Raw genomic sequence first — 17,331 nt, 5'->3', positions numbered from 1 at the left:
GACGCGGCCCTCGCCGAAGCCGGGGTAGAACGTGATCCCGCCGATCGGCGACCACGCCTGAGTGAGCACGCCGTGCCGGGCATTGGCCTCCTGTACGTCGGGCTGCTGGAAGTAGGGGTGCAGTTCGACCTGGTTGACCGCCGGGATCACGCTGGTGGCCTCGATCAGCCGGTCGAGGTCCTCGGGCATGAAGTTACTGACTCCGATCGCACGGACTTTGCCCTCGGCCAGTAGGGCCTCCAACGCCCGGTAGGCGTCGATGGTCAGGTCGAAGCGGCTGGTCAGCGGCTGGTGCAGGATCAGCAGCTCGATCGTCTCGACGCCGAGCTTGCCGGCGGCCTTCTCGAAGGCGTGCCGGGTCGCTTCGGTGCCGTAGTCGTTGATCCAGACCTTGGTCTCGATGAACACCTCGTCGCGGTCGATGCCCGAGGCGCGGATGCCCTCGCCGACCTCACGTTCGTTGCCGTAGGAGGCGGCGGTGTCAATGTGCCGGTACCCGGTATCGAGCGCCGCATGGACTGCGGCGGTCGTCTCCTCCGGGGGCGACTGGAAGACGCCGAATCCGAGGGCGGGCATCTCCACACCGCCGGTGAGCGTGATCGTGGGAACAGTGGTGGTCATAGCGGTTCTCTCCGTAACTGTGTCGTGTAGGTGGGGTTGTTCAGTCGAGGGTCAGCAGCAGTTCGAGCATCCGCGGATCGCGGTGATCGAAGTCGCCTGCGGCCTGTGCCCGGTCGAGCGCTGCGATCCGGCCCATCTCCTCTTCGGTGAGCTGGAAGTCGAAGACGGCGATGTTCTCCGTCAGTCGCTCCTCGTGGGTGGACTTCACGACCAGGGCGATGTCGCGCTGGATGTGCCAACGCAGGATCACCTGCGCCACGCTCACCCCGTGCGCGGCGGCGATCTCGGTGAGCACAGGATGGTCCAGGATGTCGGGGTCGCCCTGCCCGAGCGGCCCCCATGCCTGGAGGGCGGTGCCGTGGTCGGCGAGAAGCTTCTGGGTGTCGATCTGCTGGTTGAACGGGTGGGTCTCGCGCTGGTTCACCGCCGGGGTGACCCTGTTGTGGGTGACGAGGTCGGCGTAGCGGTCGTCGAAGAAGTTCGACACCCCGATCGCTCGCACCCGGCCCTCGTCCAGCAGGTCTTCCATCGCCCGCCACGCGGCGTAGGTGTCGCCGAAAGGCTGATGAATCAGCCACAGATCGAGGTAATCCAGGCCGAGGTTGTCGAGCGAGACGTCGAGGGCGTCCTTGGTCTGCTGATAGCCGTGGTCCTTGAACCACAGCTTCGTCGTGACGAACAGCTCCTCACGCGGAACGTCCGATTCGGCGAGGGCCTGGCCGACGGCCTGCTCGTTGTAGTAGCGCGAGGCCGTGTCGACGAGCCGGTAGCCCGCGTCCAGAGCCATCGGGATGGTCTCTCGGACCTGGGCATCGTCCATCTGGAAGACGCCCAGGCCCAGCTGCGGCATCTGCACCCCGTTGTTCAGTGTGGTGGTGGGAACAGTGGTCATGTGGGTTCTCCTTCTCGTGGTTCAGACGTTCGTGGTCTCGGGGGCGGACTGCGCGTGAGCGCGTTCGGTCTCGGCGGTGGTGAGGATCGGCTTGATGCCGATGAGCAGGAGCAGGGTCGCGGCGGTGACGATCGCGCCGACCAGCGGGGTGGCCAGCACCCCGAAGGAATCGAGTATGACCCCGCCGAGCGCGGCGCCTGCGGCCATGCCGAGCTGGGTGAGGACGACGCCGATGCTCATCGACTTCTCCGGGGAGCGGTGCCCGACCAGGAGCAGGGTCTGCTGCCAGACCATGACCAGGCCGGAGAACCCGACACCCCACACCAGCAGCAGGATGAGCACGACGGGGATGCTCGTGATCCCGAACGACAGGCCCAACAGCGCGACCGCCATGAACACCGGCATCGTGATGAGTGCCGCCAGGCGGGATCGGGTGGCGATCTGCCCGCCGAGCCAGATCCCGACCAGCCCTGCGCCACCGAAGAACAGCAGCGACAGGCTCGTCAAGAGCGGTGGTGCGCCGAGGGCGGCGAGATAGGGGTCGATGAAAGTGATGACGCTCATGTAAGCGAGCATCAGCAGCCCCCATCCGCCGCCCATGCGCAGCACGCCGGGCTGGCGCAGCGCCTGGATCAGCGGCATCTGCTGGGTGGACTCGGCCCGCATCGGCGGGATCTTCGCGGCGAGCAGGACCGCGCAGACCAGGGCGACGGCGGCAGCCCCGATGAAGGTGGCCTGCCAGCCTAGGGTCGTACCGACGAACGAGGCCAGGGGCGCGCCGAGCGCGATGCCGACGGTGTTCGCGCCGATCACGATACTCAGCGCACGGCGCTCGTGCGTGAGCCCAGCCATGCCGACCGCGACGGCCGGTGCCAGCGACATCAACAGGCCATGCGCGCCGCCGGAGATGAACCGTCCCACTAGGGCCGGCATCAGGTCGGAGGCGACTACGACGAGGATGTTGCCGATCACGAACACCAGCAGCGTCGCAGTAAGGCTGAACCGGCGGGAGAACCGCAGGGCCAGCGAGGTCAAAGGGAGGGCGAGGATCGCATTGCCCAGCGAGTAGAGGGCCGTCAGCGAGCCGGCTGCGGCAATGTTCATGTTCAGGCCGGGAGCCATCTGGTTCAGCAGCCCGGCCGGGCTGAGTTCGACCGCGAGGGCGAGGAACCCGGCAGAGGCGAGCACGAGGATCGCCAGCCATGGGAAACGCTCGGTGCCGGTTCGGGTCATTGTTGAGGTCACGGAAGCCTTTCGATCACGCGAGGACAAGTACGACAGGCGATGCGATCGCATCCGGGCAGTGAGGGTGTCGCACTCACATGCGAAGCGGATGTGTCGCATCCACATAGATCAGCTTAACAGAGAAGTGGATGTGATGCATCCGCTTGCTAGAGTGGGGGCATGGCCGAACCAAAACTGCGCAAGGACGCCGCACTCAATCGGGAGCGACTGCTGACCGCCGGGCGGGAGGTCTTCGCTCAGCGTGGCCTGGATGCCACGCTTAACGACGTTGCCCACCACGCTGGCGTCGGAGTTGGCACCGCCTACCGCCGGTTCGCGAACAAAGAAGAACTCATCGACGCGATCCTCGCCCAGCAGGTCGAGGAGCTGGAGGCCATCCTCGCCGAGGCGCTGGCTCACCCGGACCCTTGGGAGGGGCTCGTGCTCTACCTGGAACGCTCGTTAGCGATCCAGGCGAAGGACCGTGGCATGGCACAGGTGCTCTCCGGCCAGTTCGCGCAGCCGCAGAAGTATGACTGGGGTCGCGACCGGCTCGCACCCCTGGTCAACCAAGTCGCAGATCGCGCCCGCGAAGCGGGCCTGCTTCGCGAGGACGTGACCGGCACCGATCTCATCCTGCTCCAGGTCGCCCTCACCGCGATCGCATCCACCGCCCAGGATGGCCCGCCCCCCGACGAGCGAGATGACATCGGACAGCTCTACCGCCGGTATCTCTGGATGCTGCTCGACGGACTGCGGCCCTACCGAGACAAGGCCACGGCCCTGCCCGTGCCGCCGCTGACCACAGCGCAGACCCACCTTCTCCTCGGCTCTGTGTCGACGCATCCCCGCGACTGAGCTCGTGCCCGTCGCTGCACCGGACGCCAGAGGGGGCAGCTGGAGACGTGGTCTGAGAGGTCCTGGTTCGCTCCCGGTGCACGGCATAGCGTCGTAGACGTGGTGTCAGCCCTTCGGTGGTTGGCGTCGCACGATGCACAGAACGAGCCGACGATGGGATATCCACTGATGACGAACAACAACCCCGCATACGACTTCACCGGCCAGGTCGCTCTCGTGACCGGAGCGGCTTCCGGTATGGGGCTGGCCGCCGCCCGCAGCTTCGCCGAGAACGGGGCTGCTGTCGCGCTGCTGGATCGCAGCGCGGACGCCGTCGAGCAGGCCGCGCAGACGCTCATCGACGCCGGTTATCAGGCGATCGGCATCACCTGCGACGTCACCGATGAGGCACAGGTCGCCAAGGCCGTGGACCAGGCCGTGGACACGTTTGGGCGCCTCGACATGGCCTTCAACGCTGCCGGAGTGCAGGCCCCACCCGCCGATGCCGCGGACGAAACCGCTGAGGACTTCGATCAGGTCAACGCGGTGAATCTGCGCGGGGTATGGGCGGCGCAGAAGCACGAGCTGGGACACATGCGCAAGCAGGGCTCTGGTGCGATCGTGAATTGCTCCTCCCTCGGCGGTCTGGTGGGCCTGCCTGAGCGGGCGGCCTACCATGCCTCTAAGCACGGCGTGGTCGGTTTGAGCAAGAGCGCGGCAGTCGAGTACGCGTCGAAGGGTATCCGCATCAACGTCGTCTGCCCCGGGGTGGTGGAGACCCCGATGGTCGCCGACATGCTTGAGGGGCAGGCCGAGGCCATGGCCGGCATCATCCAGGATCAGCCCATCGGCCGTCTCGGGCAGGCAGAGGAGGTCGCCGCGGCGGCCGTGTGGCTGTGCAGCCCGGCCGCGAGCTTCGTCCTCGGCGCGGTGTTGCCGGTCGACGGCGGCTACACCACCCACTGAGCTGACGGAAATATTCTGGTGAGTATGGATTCTCGGTCGGAGATCAGCAGTTTCCTCGCCTCCCGGAGGGCACGGCTCTCCCCGGAGGACGCCGGTGTGCCCCTCTACAGCGGGGCACGCCGAGTGCCGGGCCTGCGCCGGGAAGAGGTCGCCCATCTCGCCGGGGTCAGCTCCGACTACTATGCCCGCCTGGAGCGGGGCAAGATTTCCGGGGCCTCACGCGAGGTCCTCGAAGCGATCGCCCGCGCCCTGCAACTGGACGAGGACGAGCGCAGGCACCTGTTCGACCTCGTCGAGGTCACCCAGCGGCGGCCACCGCGGAAGAAGAAGTCGACGCGGACGACGGTGCGGCCGGGCATCCAGCAGGTCCTGGATTCGATCGAGGCTCCCGCGCTGGTGCAGAACGCCCGTCTGGACCGGCTCGCGTTCAACCCGATCGCCCGCGCGTTGCACTCACTGCCGGCCGATGGCTCCAGGGACCAGTACAACTACGCGAAATGGCTGTTCCTCGACCCCGCGGCGATGCGGTTCCACCGGGACGCCGATATCGCCAAGCACGATGTCGTCGCCATGCTGCGGGCCGCCTCGGCACAAGACCCGTATGACCGTGAGCTCATCGAGATCGTGGGCACCCTGACCACGCAGAGCGAGGAGTTCAGCGCCCTGTGGGCCTCCCATGACGTGCTGCGGCATCGTTCGGGTGCGAAGCTGCTGACCCACCCCGATGTCGGAGACCTAGAGTTCGGGTATGAGTCCTTCGAGCTCTCGGCCGACCCGGGGCTGGTGATGCTCGTCTTCACGGTCGAGCCGAACTCGCCCACCGCGGAGAGGATGCGGCTGCTGGCCAGCTGGGCGGCCACGCCGCACGACCAGCACGAGCCGACGGGCAGCCCTGAGCGCAGGCACTGACCATCACACCGGCACCAGCTTAAACGGTCTGGCGCCGCGGGATGCCCCGCAGCATCCCGAAGAGGAATGAGGAGAACGATGAAGATTCTGAATGAAACCTACGTCCTGTCGGACAGTGTCGAGATTCCCAAGCTGGGGTTGGGCACCTGGTTCATCAACGACGACCAGGTCGTCGATGCCGTCCGCGCCGCTGTCGAGATCGGGTACCGCAACATCGATACCGCCCAGGCCTACGGCAACGAGCGCGGCGTCGGCGAGGGCGTGCGCACCGCCTCCGTGCCGCGAGAGCAGCTGTTTGTCGCCACCAAGCTGGCCGCGGAGGTCAAGGACTACGCGGGTGCGGTCGCCTCTATTGACCAGTCGTTGCAGCTGATAGGTCTGGACTACCTCGATCTGATGCTCATCCATGCGCCGCAGCCGTGGGAGGACTTCCGCGGCGGTGACTACGCCGACGGCAACCGCGAAGCCTGGCGGGCACTGGAAGAGGCGTACCGGGCGGGCAAGATCCACGCCATCGGGGTCTCCAACTTCCTCCAGGCCGATCTCGACAGCCTGCTGGAGACGGCGGAGATCATCCCGCACGTGAACCAGCTGCTCGTGCACGCCGGCAACACCCCGTCCGAGCTGCTGGCCTACTGCAAGTCCAAGAACATCCTCGTGGAGGCGTACTCGCCGATCGGGCACGGCGCGATCCTGGACCACCCCGAGATCCAGGCGATGGCCGAGAAGTACGGGGTGACGGTGCCGCAGCTGTGCATCCGCTACACGCTCCAGCTCGGCACCGTGTCGCTGCCGAAGACCGGCAACCCGGACCACATGCGGACCAACGCCGAGGTCGACTTCGAGATCACCGAGGCGGATATGACAGTACTGCGCGACCTGAAGGCGCGAGACTACGGCGAGCACGCCGCCTTCCCTGTCTTCAGCGGCAAGTAACCACCTGAACAAACGAGACCTAACAGATTCGCGGGTTCCCCGGGATCGATGGTTCCCCGGGGCTCCGCGCGGTATCAGACCCCCCCCCATCGTGAGCATTCCCTACATCGCTCTCAACGACGGCCACGCGATCCCGCAGCTCGAATTCGGGGTCTTGCAGGTCTTGACCCGCGACATCGTGCCCGCCGTCGCCACCGCCACACCCACCTACCTTCCCCCGACGAAACGGAGAACACGATGACACAAACGATGGCCGCACTGATCGGCACTGCCGGTCCGCAGTGGGAACGGGCAGAGGTTCCCCGACCGACGCCGGGACCGGGTGAGGTCCTCGTCCAGGTTCAGGCCGTGGCGACCAACGAGGTCGATCGCCTCCAGCTCGCCGATACGGGCGTGGCCGGACAGGTCGCGGGCTACGAGTTCGCCGGACACGTCGCTGCCCTCGGCGACGACGTCTCCGCCTGGGAGGTCGGGGACGCGGTGATGGGCACCGCACCGGAATCCTTCGCCAGTACGTCGTCGTCGATGCCCGCCACATCATCGCCACACCGCGCGGGCTGGCCCCAGCGGTCGCCTGCGCCCTGCCGGTCGGCCTCTCCACCGAGTACGGCGCCCTGCGCAAGGCCGGCTTCACCGCGGGCGACACCGTGCTCATCACCGGCGCCTCGACCGGCATCGGCCTGCTGGGTGCACAACTGGTCAAGGCGCTGGGAGCATCCACGGTGCTGGGCACCACCCGCTCCCCGCACAAACGGAACCTCCTTGCCGACGCCGGGATCGACACCGTCATCGTTACCGGTGAAGACGACCTCGCCGATGCGGTCTTCGCAGCTACCGGTGGTGAGGGGGTCGAGCTGGTGCTCGACCACGTCGCCGGCCAGATGTTCGCCGACTGCCTGCCACTGACCCGTCGTGATGGTCGGGTCGTGAACATCGGCCGCCTCGACGGAGCAGCAGCGACGATCGACATCGACGCCCTGTCCTATCGCAACCTCACCGTCTACGGCGTCTCCTTCGGCGCCTGCCGCCCGATCGAGCTCGGAAACAACCTGGCCGGGCTCGAGCCTGAGATCGTTCCTGCCGTGGTCGAGGGACGCATCCGGCCTGTCATCGACCGAACCATGGGCTGGGACGAGCACGTTGCCGCGACAGCGCGTCTTCACAGCGGTGACACGCACGGCAAGATCGTGCTCACTATCGACGCATAACCCAAGATCGCGTTGCACCCTTACCGCCTGGTGGCGGCGTAGGCGTTCCACGATGCTCCGGCGAGTCCAGCCCAGCAGGGCAGCCTGAATGTCCACGATGAAGAACCAGGTCCATATGATGCTCACCCCGCCCAGTATGAATATCCCGGTGAGCTTGCGCCGCCAATCGGAGCGTAGGATCGCTTCCTGGCGGATGGGAAGTCCCTGGAGGCCGCGGGAGAGAACCTCCACCGCCTGGTAGATCATGAGTGCGATGGTGAGCACGATCAGCAAGGTCGCGACCATGTTCCATCCCGCGATGGTAGCTAACGATTGGTCGGTGTCGACTGAGTTGATGCACCAGAAGAACGCGCCCACGAAGGTGAGAGCCTTGATCGCCCCTTCCCACCAGAAAAGCCTCTTCGCTCGGTACGGTTCACTGGATCTTTTGTCTTCGGGATGTGATTCCTCGGCCATGGATGCGCCTCCGTCGACGCCGGGTCCTAGGGCTATAGGGGGTATGCGCCCGACTGGGTTGGTTCCACCCCATCACCACCACACCCCGAAAGGCACTACCCTGGCGGCGTCGTGACGGTCGCCCACGTTATCATCCGGCCCCATTTTCGGCCGTGGTAGTTGGATCAGGCGCAGACCAGCCGATCCATTTCAATGCCCCAACCCCGGCTCACGAGGAACTTCAGCGTGGTTTTTGATCTGCTGTTTGATGCGGTGTTTGGTGTACGCGGTGACCATCGATGTCATCAGGGCGAATAAGATGCCGTACGGAACGAATACCGCGAGCAAGACCACGATGGCGGTCACCAGCAGATCGATGAACACGATCCGCTTGTCAATGCCCCCGGTCGATTGATGGATCAGGGGCCACGCCATCAGCATGACCACACCCATACCGATCATGACCGGGGCGTCTATATGCTCACCGGCAATAGGTCCGGAAATATAATCGTGTATCAAATCCATAGTGTGATTTTTTCTCCCGATGTGCACGACTCCCGGCGGCACGCGGACCCATGGACCGCCCGTAGGTACGATCACTCCCGAGGGCGGCTGGCAAACTCCAGTATACATAAGGGCGGGGAACTCTTCGCCTGACCTTGCGCCCGCTGATAATCTTGCAGATCTTGGAGTCCACCGACCTATGGATTGCCCCATCCTCTCCAAGAGGAAATGAGGCTTATTCTTTAGAAATAAAATTGGATTAGATCCGCTCAAATGGTATAACCTAAAGACACCCTGTTTCTTACGGCGTTCCATTCGAACGAATCCTTTCCACCACAGCCTGCACTGCCCCCACGATAATGCTGACGCACCCCAAGAACGCGATGGGGATGGCGGCGATGATCGCGATGCCACCGCCGATATTGGCCCCTCCCCCGGGGTCGAAAACATCCATATAGAGCGAGCTTAGGACAGCAAAGGCAACTAGCCCCAGTGCGACTACGAAAGCAATCGCTCCACCGATATAGAAGACCAATCTTTCGCTACGACCCATGATCCCTTACTTTTGTTATTTCGGCGAATAGACGGTCTTTCAATCGCCCAGTAATGACATTTTCCGATATTCCAGCTGCGACCACACAATACGAACACTATCGCCTTAGTTGGATCTCGTCGGCTTTCATAGGCGTTGTGGGACGCTAATCGCTCACGGAGCCTTGCTTCGGCTGGTCTTGCCGGCGAGGTAGAACCCGGCGGAAATCACCCAGCAAAGCGCCCCCACAAAGACCAGTACCGCAAAGAGTGCAAGACCCACCGAGACCCAAGATCCCATCAACGGGTTCCGCTCCGCCTGGATACCGGGTGGGAAGAACACCGACCCGGCCGTAGCGATCGTCAGCGGCAGAATCGTTGAGAGAAACATGCTCACCGCTCCGATGACGAACCCACGTTTGCTCGGCGACCAACCATACCCCGCATCCGTGGAACACGCGGCGGTAGAACTCGAGTCATGACGCTGATGCAATCGGTGCCGCCGCCACACCATGATCAAAGACCCCGCTTGGATCGCGGCAATGACCACCCAGGCCAGACCCAGCGCTAGAGGCCACCAGGAAGGATGCAACAACCCCAACCCAAGCCAGATACCCGCTAAGACGAGGTAGAGACCGAACAGTAACAACTGGATCCTGACACCGGAGTACCGCACTGTGGTCTGGCTGGTTGGCTGATGCTGGTCAGTGACGCTCATACCGGCTCCTCCCAAGAGGCTTCTTCATCGGGGACTTGGTGGTCTTGAAGCCTGCGTAGATCCATGACCGTTGCCACCGCGGCGACGGCAGCGATCAGGGCGGCCAGAAGCTGCGGGATCTGTTGGCTATAGACGAAGACCCAGCCGATCATAATGCTCACGCCACCTAGCAGGATCGCCGAAACCCGCATCCGCTGCCAGTGGGATCGCAGGATCATCTCCTGACGGGTCGGCAGATCCTGGATCCGTCGGGAGAGGATCTCCATAAACCGCCAGATACCCATGACGATCGCGAACGGGATCAAAAAGGAAGCGACCATGACCCACCCGGCGGCGGTCGCCAAGGACTGTCCGGGTTCGACCATGGTGATACACCAGAAGATCGCGCCCATAAGGACCAGGGTCTTGATGGCTCCCTCCCACCAAAAGAGCTTCTTCGCCCGATACGGCTCACCCGTTCCGGCGGCCTCGAGGTCTGGTTTGACTGGGTCAGCAGTCATAGGTGCGTCTCCTTCCCGGCCAGGTGCCCCGCAGCATGCGGGGCGATCAATTTTTGATGTTTATCCCACCGAATCACATCCGTTGTATCGAGGTCATCCGCCTAAGGTCTGCGGCGGCACCTCCGTGTCATCGACACGTCAGACTCACAGCTTGGGGTATTTAATTCGCGAGCCCAACAAGTATTTCCAAGATTTACTGTTAACTTTGCGGCATCTGTCGTACCGGTATACGGTAGCTGACGCGCTGTGTGAGCGTCGTGGAAAGTGAGATTGATTTGCACGTACTGGTGCTGGTCCGGTGCCATTCGATCCCCGGAGGAGTCATAGTAGTTTGCGTGCGAAGAATTCCACCGGGATCGCCGTGGCCTCGGCTATCACCGCCGTCTCCACCCTGGGGGCTTCGGTCATCGCCGCCCGGGTACTGACCCAAGAGGAGTTCACCCAGTTCCAGACCGTGTTCTGGCCCATACTGTTCGGCGTCTTCAGCATCGTCGCCGGCATCCAACAGGAAGCCACCCGATCCGTCGGCTCACGCCTCATCCACCAAAATCCGCTCAACCTCGACCGGACACCGGGGTGCGCATCATGCCGGTGGCAGCAGGCTTCGGCGCTCTCATCGCCTTACTGGTCGCAGCCTCCTCACCCTGGTGGGCTAGCAGCTTCCTGACCCATGGCACCGGCATCAGCGTCGCGCTGCTTTGTATAGGAGTCAGTCTTTACGCCCTGCATGCCGCGATGCGTGGGGCTACAGCCGGATCGAAGCACTGGTACACCTTCGCCGCCCTCGGCGGCGGCGAGGCCCTCTGGCGGGTATTGGCCATCCTGACCATCGGATTACTCACCAGTTCCGTGATCGGACTGGAGGCCGCCACCGTCTCGGCGGTACTGGTCTGGATCCTCTCGCCGTACTGACCCCCAGCGGGCGGGTGGCGTGGGCATCCCGCGCGGATGTCAACGCCTCCTCCCTGATCCGCAACATCGGCTACGACATGGGATCCTCCACCGGTTCCGCGGTACTGATGACCGGGTTCCCGATGATCCTGCTCATCGCCTACGGGGCAAAAGACCCATCCTTAATGCCTTGGTCGCGGCGATCGGGATCACCCGATCCCCGATCATGCTGCCCTTACAAGCCTTCTAAGGTGTCGCCATCTCGGCGTTCTTGCACCAGCGTCACCGCCCCCTCGCGGCCCTGGCCAAACCGGTCCTGGTGCTGACGGGAATCGGGGCGATCGGAGCGATGCTGGCCTACGTGATCGGGCCATGGCTTTTTGATCTATTCTACCGCGACTACGCCGGTCTGGCAGCCGGGACGATCCTGGCGGCACTGACCTTCGCCTCGGTATTCATGGCGATCCTGGTGCTCACCGGCACGGCAACCCTCGCCCTGGGAAAGCACCGTCTGTACACCACCGGGTGGGTGGTAGCAGCGATCAGTTCAGCTGCTTTGCTCTTCCTGCCTCTCAGTCTCGAGGCCCGAGTGTTGATCTCGTTGTACCTTGGACCGTGTATCGGCTTCTGCGTTCACCTCACCGGGATCCACCGCAGCAGCAACGACCGCTCAAAGACACCTGCTACGGCCCGGAGCTGACGCTCGGGATGGGGCTTGCGGCAAGATAACTGATTCCATGAATTTCTGAGCCGAAACGCTGGCGTAGGTGCAGGCCTGGAAGCCACCCGACCACCCGGACGATACCGGGATTATTCATCATGAAGGGCCCGCCATATGGCGGGCCCTTCATGATGAACCGGATACTCCGCGGTTAGGAGTTCTTCTGCGCCGCGTAGTACGCGTCCTGAACATCCTGGTGGATCCGGCCCCGAGCCGAGACGTTGTACCCGTTGGCCTGAGCCCACTCCCGGATCTTCGGGGTATCAGAGTTCTTCACCCGCGCGGAGGTGTTACCGCTGCCCCGCCGGGACGCACCCGAGGGGATCTTCCGGGCCTTGTCTTTGAACGGACGCACCGACTCCCGCAGGATTTCTGCGTTCTCCGCCGAGAGATCGATCTCGAACTGGCCCCCATCCAGACCGAAGCGCACCGTCTCGGTCGCCTCTCCCCCATCGAAGTCATCGGTGAGGATGATGTTAACCTTCTGCGCCATGAAAATACTCCCTACGTTTCAGACGATAGTATTTGTTGCAAAAGATAGACTACACCCGCCGCTGGGTGATTTGCCATTCCTGCCTCACGATGAATCGATCGCTCCATACTTGGCTGCAACCAGTCAATGAACAGATTGCTCGACCCCTCCCGTGGCGGCGTCTACTGCGTCCTGCATGTTGCTTTAATCTGGATTCCCTCAGGGATTCGGAGAAGTTCTAATGGTAGGGCGGTTGGGACGCGCAGGATGGATTTACTGCCTTCCGCCTGACGCAATCGTTCAGCTCTTGGTGGGCTGCTTTCGCCACTGGCCAGCATCAGGTCACGCCCGTGCTGACTGCAGTCATGATCCTCTGAACCTATTTAGCCATTCACAAATTCGACCCACCCTCCTTCCTGTACCCGATCCGGTTTGGTTCATCCCATGGCGGTGTCACCGACATCCAGTAGCTGAAGTCGACTGCAAGGGATCGCAACTGGTCACGGGCGTAGTGCTGAGCGTCCCACGAGGCATATAGGGGGCTGACGACGAGCCGGCCATCGGCATAGGCCGGCAGCCCCGCGAGTCCGAAGTCGGCGACCTCGGTGACAAGGGCGAATCCGTGATCATTTGCGGCCAGCCCCTGTGCGATCCGGCCCGTGGAGGACGTGCGGATTGACAGGGGTTCTGCGAATGCGGCGACGACGGTATCGACGACGGCATGGACCCCTGTGCGGGGAACGATCACCGATGCATCGTGAAGTAACTCGAGGTCAGCTGCCGTGCGGTCGCTGAACCGCGCGCGCATTGCATCCGGGGCGCCCTGGACACGGATGATGAGATCAGCCACGACCATCTGCTCCCGGTGCGCAGGTGGTCTCATCGTGCTTACGGCCATATCTGCATCGCGTTCCAAGAGCGCATCGACTTCGGGCGCGTTAACGATCAGCAGATCGGCGATGGGCGGGTCCGTGTCGACCATAAAGGGGGTAATGAGCACCGTCGCGGTGGTGTGTGGACTGGCGATTCGGATCTCCGGGTACCCCGCAAACCGTGCCCTGATGGTTCCTTCGATCCTAGCGAATCGAGTAAGGACATCGCCGCTGAGGCCATAGAGCTCCTCTCCGGCGGCAGTCATCGCCATGCCCGTGGGCGTGCGGTGGAAAAGCTTGACGGCAAGCCCCGCCTCAAGCTGAGCAAGCTGCTTCGACACAGCTGGCTGAGTGACCGACATCGCCAGCGCGCCTGCGCTCACCGAGCCAAATTGGGCAACCGCACGGAAATATTCGAGGCTTCTCCGATCCATATGCCTAAAAGTAATGGATCGCAGTCGAATAAATCAATTGTCGGAATGACTTCGTGATGAGATCGTGACACTAGACGTGATTCACACCACTTGAAAGGACTCGGTCTGTGGCATCTACACACGATGACCTAACACCTCCCCAACCGGCCGGCGAGGACACGTTCACTGCTTCCGGGTTGCGCGAGGAAGTGGAGATCCTCATAGACGACTGGGGGGTCCCTCACATCTACGCAGCCTCGGCACTCGATGCCTACACGGCTCAGGGCTTCCAGGCCGCCAGGGACCGGCTCTTCCAGATCGATCTGTGGCGTCGTCGCGGACTGGGAAAGCTTTCAGAAGTCTTCGGCGCGGCCCATCTCGACCAGGATCGAGCGACTCGTCTGTTTCTCTACCGCGGTGACATGCGCACCGAGTGGCTCTCGTACGGCACCCAGGCCCGCGATGTGGTCACGGCGTTCGTGAACGGTGTCAACGCCTACATCGATTGGGCACTAGAGGATCCCGGGCGCCTGCCGCCGGAATTCGCGAGCTTGGGCTATCGCCCGGATCGCTGGCAGCCCGAAGACGTGGTGAGAATCCGGACCCACGGCCTGCTATACAATGCCGAGCAGGAACTCGCACGAGCCCTCACGCTCCGCGATCTCGGATCCTCGGCAGAGAAATTGCGCGCTGTACGAGAGCCTGCTTCCACATCGGCAGCAGCCGAGGCGGAGGTGCGGGATTATCTCGCCGATACCGTGCTCGATGTCTATCGGTTGGCCTTCGCTCCGGTGGATTTCGGGGCGAAAACCTCTTCCGAAACAAGTACCCCTTCCGGAAGCAACAACTGGGTGATCTCACCGACGCGGACCGCCACGGGCAGACCGATCCTGGCCAATGACCCACACCGGGCGGTGACTTTGCCATCGCTGCGCTACCTTAGCCACCTCGAGGCACCGGGGCTTAGTGTTATCGGCGCCGGGGAACCCAACCTCCCCGGCATTTCGATCGGCCACAACAAACGCCTCGGTTTCGGGCTGACGATCTGGCCGGTCGACCATGAAGACCTCTACGTCTACGAACTTTACCCAGACGACGATTCACGCTACCTCTACCACGGTGCCTGGGAATCCATGCGGGTCATCGAGGAACGCGTACAGGTCGCCGATGGCGGCGAAGCGGTCCACACTCTTTCGTTTACCCGCCATGGACCGGTCGTGGCGATCGACGCCGAGCACCGCCGCGCGGTCGCAGTCCGGGCGGTCTGGCTTGAACCGGGGATGGCCCCTTATCTGGGAAGTCTGGAATATCAGAATGCAGAAGATGCCAAGAGCTTCCGCAAGGCGCTGCGCAGATGGGGCGCCCCGGGAGTAAACATGGTCTTCGCCTCGGTCGACGGGGACATCGGCTGGCAGGCCAGCGCGCTGGTACCCAGAAGACCCAACTGGGATGGCTCCCACCCCGTTCCCGGCGATGGCCGGTACGAGTGGGACGGGTTCGCAGAGCTGGAAGAACTGCCCTCGGCAACCAACCCGGATTCCGGGTGGGTGACCACCTCCAACGAATGCAATCTACCGCCTGACTATGACAACGACGCCCTGACCACAACGACCGACTGGTACACCAGTGGCCGGCACGAACGGCTCACGCACTGGCTTACTGAGGACGCGTCCGTTGACATCGAAACCAGCATCGCAATGCAGTCCGATGCCATGAACGTCCACGGCAGGCTCCTGTTAGACCAGTTGTCCTGGGTCAAGCCTCATCAGCACGTCTGGGATTGGGCGAAGCTGCAGGCCTGGGATGGCATGGAGTCGGCTGACTCCTTTGAGGCGCTGGTCTACCAAGTCTGGCAGCGGCGGCATCTGCGGCCTTGGCTCGTGGACCATGCTCTAACTCGGCTGGGCCTCGACGATGAGGCGATCACCAGGGCACGACATCGTCTGCTACGGGCCGACACCCTGTTCTCAGATATCCGACCCGACATGCGCATGATCGAAGTATTCGATACCGCAGACCCCGGAGATCGCGAGAGGTTGACCCTGGGTGTTGAAACGACCCTGAGCTCGGCTCTGACGGAGATCGAGAAACTGCTTGGCCCCGATCGGACCACGTGGCAGTGGGGAAACCTGCACCAGACGACCCTGCGTCACTCGGTGTTTTCCAGGCAAGACCTTCCCGGCTCCGATCAAATGCCCCCTGAGTGGGCGGAAGTGCCTGGGGTACCGAGACCTGGCAGCGGAGACACCGTTGGACTGACCGGATACGACGCGGAATTCAACGCCGTCATGGGCAGCAGCTTCCGCATGGCCCTGGACATCGGCGAATGGGACTCCAGCCGAGTTCTCAACTCTCCCGGACAATCCGGTGATCCCCGTTCGGATCACTACACCGATCTATTCGATCTATGGGCCCAAGGTGACTCCTTCCCCCTGCTCTACAGCCGAACATCCATCGAGGAACGCGTACGAGCTCGAATAGTCCTCCGACCCGAATATGCCCATCCATGCCCACCCGCGATCCGGTCAGATTGACGGGAACGTCCAGAAAATATTTGCAAGTCACATCCCTGTACATCAACGCATCACTAGAAGGAGATGATCCACATGGGCCACCTGCAATTGCCCGAAGGAAAGAAGATCGCCGTCAACCTCGGTACGGATTTCGACGCCCAATCGCTTTGGCTGGGTGGATTCAACAAGCCAAGCCCATCGTTTATGTCCCGCGGCGAGTTCGGCGCGATGGTCGGAGTGCCGCGGCTGCTGGAACTCTATGGGCGCTACGACATCACCACCACATGGTTCACCCCGGGCCATACGATCGACACGTTCCCGCAGGTGTGCGAGCAGATCGCGGCGAAAGGACATGAGTTCGGGCACCACGGTTACTTCCACGAGAACCCCCCACGCTCATCGATGCCGGGACCGAGGAAGAACTCGTCGAGCGGGCATTCGAGACCTTCCGGAAGCGTTTGGGCATTCGGCCCACCGGGTACCGCTCTCCTTACTGGGATTATTCGGATAGCACCCTGGACATCGTGGAGAAATCCGGGTTCAAGTACGACTCCTCTCTTATGGGTCGTGACCTCGAGGCATACAGGCCACGTCGCTGGGCCATCGATTGGGAGCACGGCAACCAGGCTGGAAAGGCAAGCCATGTCATCGAGCTCCCGGTGAGCTGGTACCTCGATGATTTCCCGCCGCTGGCCTGCATCACCGGATCTTCGACCGGGCAGCAAGACAGCAACACGATCTATGAGCGATGGCGGGATATTTTCGACTACGGGTATCAGCGCGTCGAGAACGCCGCCTTCATCTCCTGTGTGCACCCCCAGGTCGTCGGGCAGCCGCACCACATGCTCTGGTACGAGCGACTCATCGAGCACATGGTCGCACACGACGGGGTGTGGTTCGCGACGACCGATCAGATCGCCGACTGTTGGGTCGATGATGATGAGGACAAGAAGAACATGGAGCTTCCTGATATTAGGACCACAGCTTCACGTCCTGACTATTACCCCAACTTCTAAAGCCGATCACTCTCACTTTCGGAACTTTCTGACCTTGGCGAGGTGCTCTACTCTAGAAAAATCTATATGGATATAAATCGTCAAGGATGAGATCAAGAATAGTCGTCGAGCAAAATGAGTCGGGTCCGTCATTACTTGACGGACCCGATTCA

At 62.7% G+C, this 17,331-nt stretch carries 22 protein-coding genes and 1 pseudogene; 12 read left to right on the top strand and 11 right to left on the bottom strand.

From position 1 onward, the window contains the following. The 3 genes from NBM05_RS04150 to NBM05_RS04140 all read right to left on the bottom strand — a co-directional run. On the bottom strand, positions 1-621 hold a 621-nt coding region (locus tag NBM05_RS04150; protein ID WP_254165329.1), incomplete at its 3' end, for an aldo/keto reductase. 40 nt (positions 622-661) lie between these two features. Then, complete coding sequence (locus tag NBM05_RS04145; RefSeq protein ID WP_254165327.1) at positions 662-1,513, bottom strand: aldo/keto reductase; 852 nt, start codon at positions 1,511-1,513, stop codon at positions 662-664. Positions 1,514-1,534: 21 nt separating this feature from the next. Continuing rightward, the gene (locus NBM05_RS04140; RefSeq protein WP_254165325.1) at positions 1,535-2,758 is read right to left on the bottom strand and encodes an MFS transporter; all 1,224 of its coding nucleotides are present in this window, start codon (positions 2,756-2,758) and stop codon (positions 1,535-1,537) included. A gap of 159 nt (positions 2,759-2,917) precedes the next feature. On the opposite strand from NBM05_RS04140, the gene NBM05_RS04135 reads away from it, so the two are divergent. From NBM05_RS04135 to NBM05_RS15810, 7 genes and pseudogenes are all read left to right on the top strand, one after another. Beyond that, complete coding sequence (locus NBM05_RS04135) at positions 2,918-3,595, top strand: TetR/AcrR family transcriptional regulator (protein ID WP_254165323.1); 678 nt, start codon at positions 2,918-2,920, stop codon at positions 3,593-3,595. Positions 3,596-3,763: 168 nt separating this feature from the next. Continuing rightward, a complete protein-coding gene (locus NBM05_RS04130; protein ID WP_254165321.1) occupies positions 3,764-4,540 on the top strand; it encodes an SDR family NAD(P)-dependent oxidoreductase in 777 nt (258 codons plus the stop codon). 24 nt (positions 4,541-4,564) lie between these two features. Continuing rightward, entirely contained in the window at positions 4,565-5,449 is an 885-nt protein-coding gene (locus NBM05_RS04125; RefSeq protein WP_254165319.1) for a helix-turn-helix transcriptional regulator, read from the top strand. A 78-nt stretch (positions 5,450-5,527) separates the two neighbouring features. Next, complete coding sequence (locus NBM05_RS04120; RefSeq protein WP_254165317.1) at positions 5,528-6,385, top strand: aldo/keto reductase; 858 nt, start codon at positions 5,528-5,530, stop codon at positions 6,383-6,385. A 91-nt stretch (positions 6,386-6,476) separates the two neighbouring features. Further along, positions 6,477-6,626 (top strand): hypothetical protein, encoded by a 150-nt coding sequence (locus tag NBM05_RS04115; protein WP_254165315.1) that lies wholly within the window; start codon positions 6,477-6,479, stop codon positions 6,624-6,626. Continuing rightward, positions 6,623-6,811: pseudogene (locus NBM05_RS15815) on the top strand (hypothetical protein); the annotation flags it as partial. The gene NBM05_RS04115 and the pseudogene NBM05_RS15815, both read left to right, overlap by 4 nt. A 221-nt stretch (positions 6,812-7,032) precedes the next feature. Then, positions 7,033-7,593: a quinone oxidoreductase family protein gene (locus NBM05_RS15810; RefSeq protein WP_373689280.1), complete on the top strand. Its 561-nt coding sequence runs from the start codon at positions 7,033-7,035 to the stop codon at positions 7,591-7,593. Positions 7,594-8,238: 645 nt separating this feature from the next. Here the strand turns inward: NBM05_RS15810 and NBM05_RS04105 are convergent. The 5 genes from NBM05_RS04105 to NBM05_RS04085 all read right to left on the bottom strand — a co-directional run bounded on the left by NBM05_RS04105 (position 8,239) and on the right by NBM05_RS04085 (position 10,770). Further along, positions 8,239-8,553 (bottom strand): hypothetical protein, encoded by a 315-nt coding sequence (locus tag NBM05_RS04105; protein ID WP_254165311.1) that lies wholly within the window; start codon positions 8,551-8,553, stop codon positions 8,239-8,241. Between the two features lie 280 nt (positions 8,554-8,833). After that, entirely contained in the window at positions 8,834-9,085 is a 252-nt protein-coding gene (locus NBM05_RS04100) for a hypothetical protein (RefSeq protein WP_254165309.1), read from the bottom strand. Positions 9,086-9,238: 153 nt separating this feature from the next. Next, positions 9,239-9,781, bottom strand: coding sequence for a DUF4381 domain-containing protein (locus tag NBM05_RS04095; protein WP_254165308.1), 543 nt, complete (start codon positions 9,779-9,781; stop codon positions 9,239-9,241). Further along, positions 9,778-10,281 (bottom strand): hypothetical protein, encoded by a 504-nt coding sequence (locus tag NBM05_RS04090; protein ID WP_254165307.1) that lies wholly within the window; start codon positions 10,279-10,281, stop codon positions 9,778-9,780. Before NBM05_RS04090 ends, NBM05_RS04095 begins: the two co-directional genes overlap by 4 nt. A 321-nt stretch (positions 10,282-10,602) precedes the next feature. Continuing rightward, positions 10,603-10,770, bottom strand: coding sequence for a hypothetical protein (locus NBM05_RS04085; RefSeq protein ID WP_254165306.1), 168 nt, complete (start codon positions 10,768-10,770; stop codon positions 10,603-10,605). Between the two features lie 96 nt (positions 10,771-10,866). Here NBM05_RS04085 and NBM05_RS04080 point away from each other — a divergent pair, with 96 nt between their 5' ends. Next, positions 10,867-11,193, top strand: coding sequence for a hypothetical protein (locus tag NBM05_RS04080; protein WP_254165305.1), 327 nt, complete (start codon positions 10,867-10,869; stop codon positions 11,191-11,193). A gap of 298 nt (positions 11,194-11,491) precedes the next feature. Then, positions 11,492-11,872, top strand: a complete 381-nt coding sequence (locus tag NBM05_RS04075; RefSeq protein WP_254165304.1) for a hypothetical protein — start codon at positions 11,492-11,494, stop codon at positions 11,870-11,872. A gap of 172 nt (positions 11,873-12,044) precedes the next feature. On the opposite strand, the gene NBM05_RS04070 is transcribed toward NBM05_RS04075, so the two are convergent. After that, a complete protein-coding gene (locus NBM05_RS04070; RefSeq protein ID WP_254165303.1) occupies positions 12,045-12,386 on the bottom strand; it encodes a histone-like nucleoid-structuring protein Lsr2 in 342 nt (113 codons plus the stop codon). 370 nt (positions 12,387-12,756) lie between these two features. Then, positions 12,757-13,671 carry a LysR family transcriptional regulator gene (locus tag NBM05_RS04065; RefSeq protein WP_254165302.1) on the bottom strand — a complete coding sequence of 305 codons (915 nt, stop codon included), beginning with the start codon at positions 13,669-13,671 and terminating at the stop codon, positions 12,757-12,759. 107 nt (positions 13,672-13,778) lie between these two features. On the opposite strand from NBM05_RS04065, the gene NBM05_RS04060 reads away from it, so the two are divergent. Next, positions 13,779-16,184, top strand: a complete 2,406-nt coding sequence (locus tag NBM05_RS04060; protein WP_254165300.1) for a penicillin acylase family protein — start codon at positions 13,779-13,781, stop codon at positions 16,182-16,184. 42 nt (positions 16,185-16,226) lie between these two features. On the opposite strand, the gene NBM05_RS04055 is transcribed toward NBM05_RS04060, so the two are convergent. Further along, complete coding sequence (locus tag NBM05_RS04055) at positions 16,227-16,529, bottom strand: hypothetical protein (protein ID WP_254165298.1); 303 nt, start codon at positions 16,527-16,529, stop codon at positions 16,227-16,229. Here NBM05_RS04055 and NBM05_RS15805 point away from each other — a divergent pair. Together NBM05_RS15805 and NBM05_RS04050 are read left to right on the top strand one after the other, a co-directional pair. Beyond that, positions 16,410-16,826, top strand: coding sequence for a polysaccharide deacetylase family protein (locus NBM05_RS15805; protein WP_373689282.1), 417 nt, complete (start codon positions 16,410-16,412; stop codon positions 16,824-16,826). The two genes, NBM05_RS04055 and NBM05_RS15805, sit on opposite strands and share 120 nt — an antisense overlap. After that, positions 16,823-17,179 (top strand): polysaccharide deacetylase family protein, encoded by a 357-nt coding sequence (locus tag NBM05_RS04050; protein ID WP_373689277.1) that lies wholly within the window; start codon positions 16,823-16,825, stop codon positions 17,177-17,179. The genes NBM05_RS15805 and NBM05_RS04050 overlap by 4 nt, the downstream gene beginning before the upstream one ends. Positions 17,180-17,331 lie beyond the last annotated feature (152 nt).

The organism is Rothia santali (assembly GCF_024199905.1).
Lineage (GTDB): Bacteria > Actinomycetota > Actinomycetes > Actinomycetales > Micrococcaceae > Rothia > Rothia santali.
The sequence above is the reverse complement of the archived record's forward strand: the minus strand, read 5'-3'. Positions and strand labels throughout refer to the sequence as shown.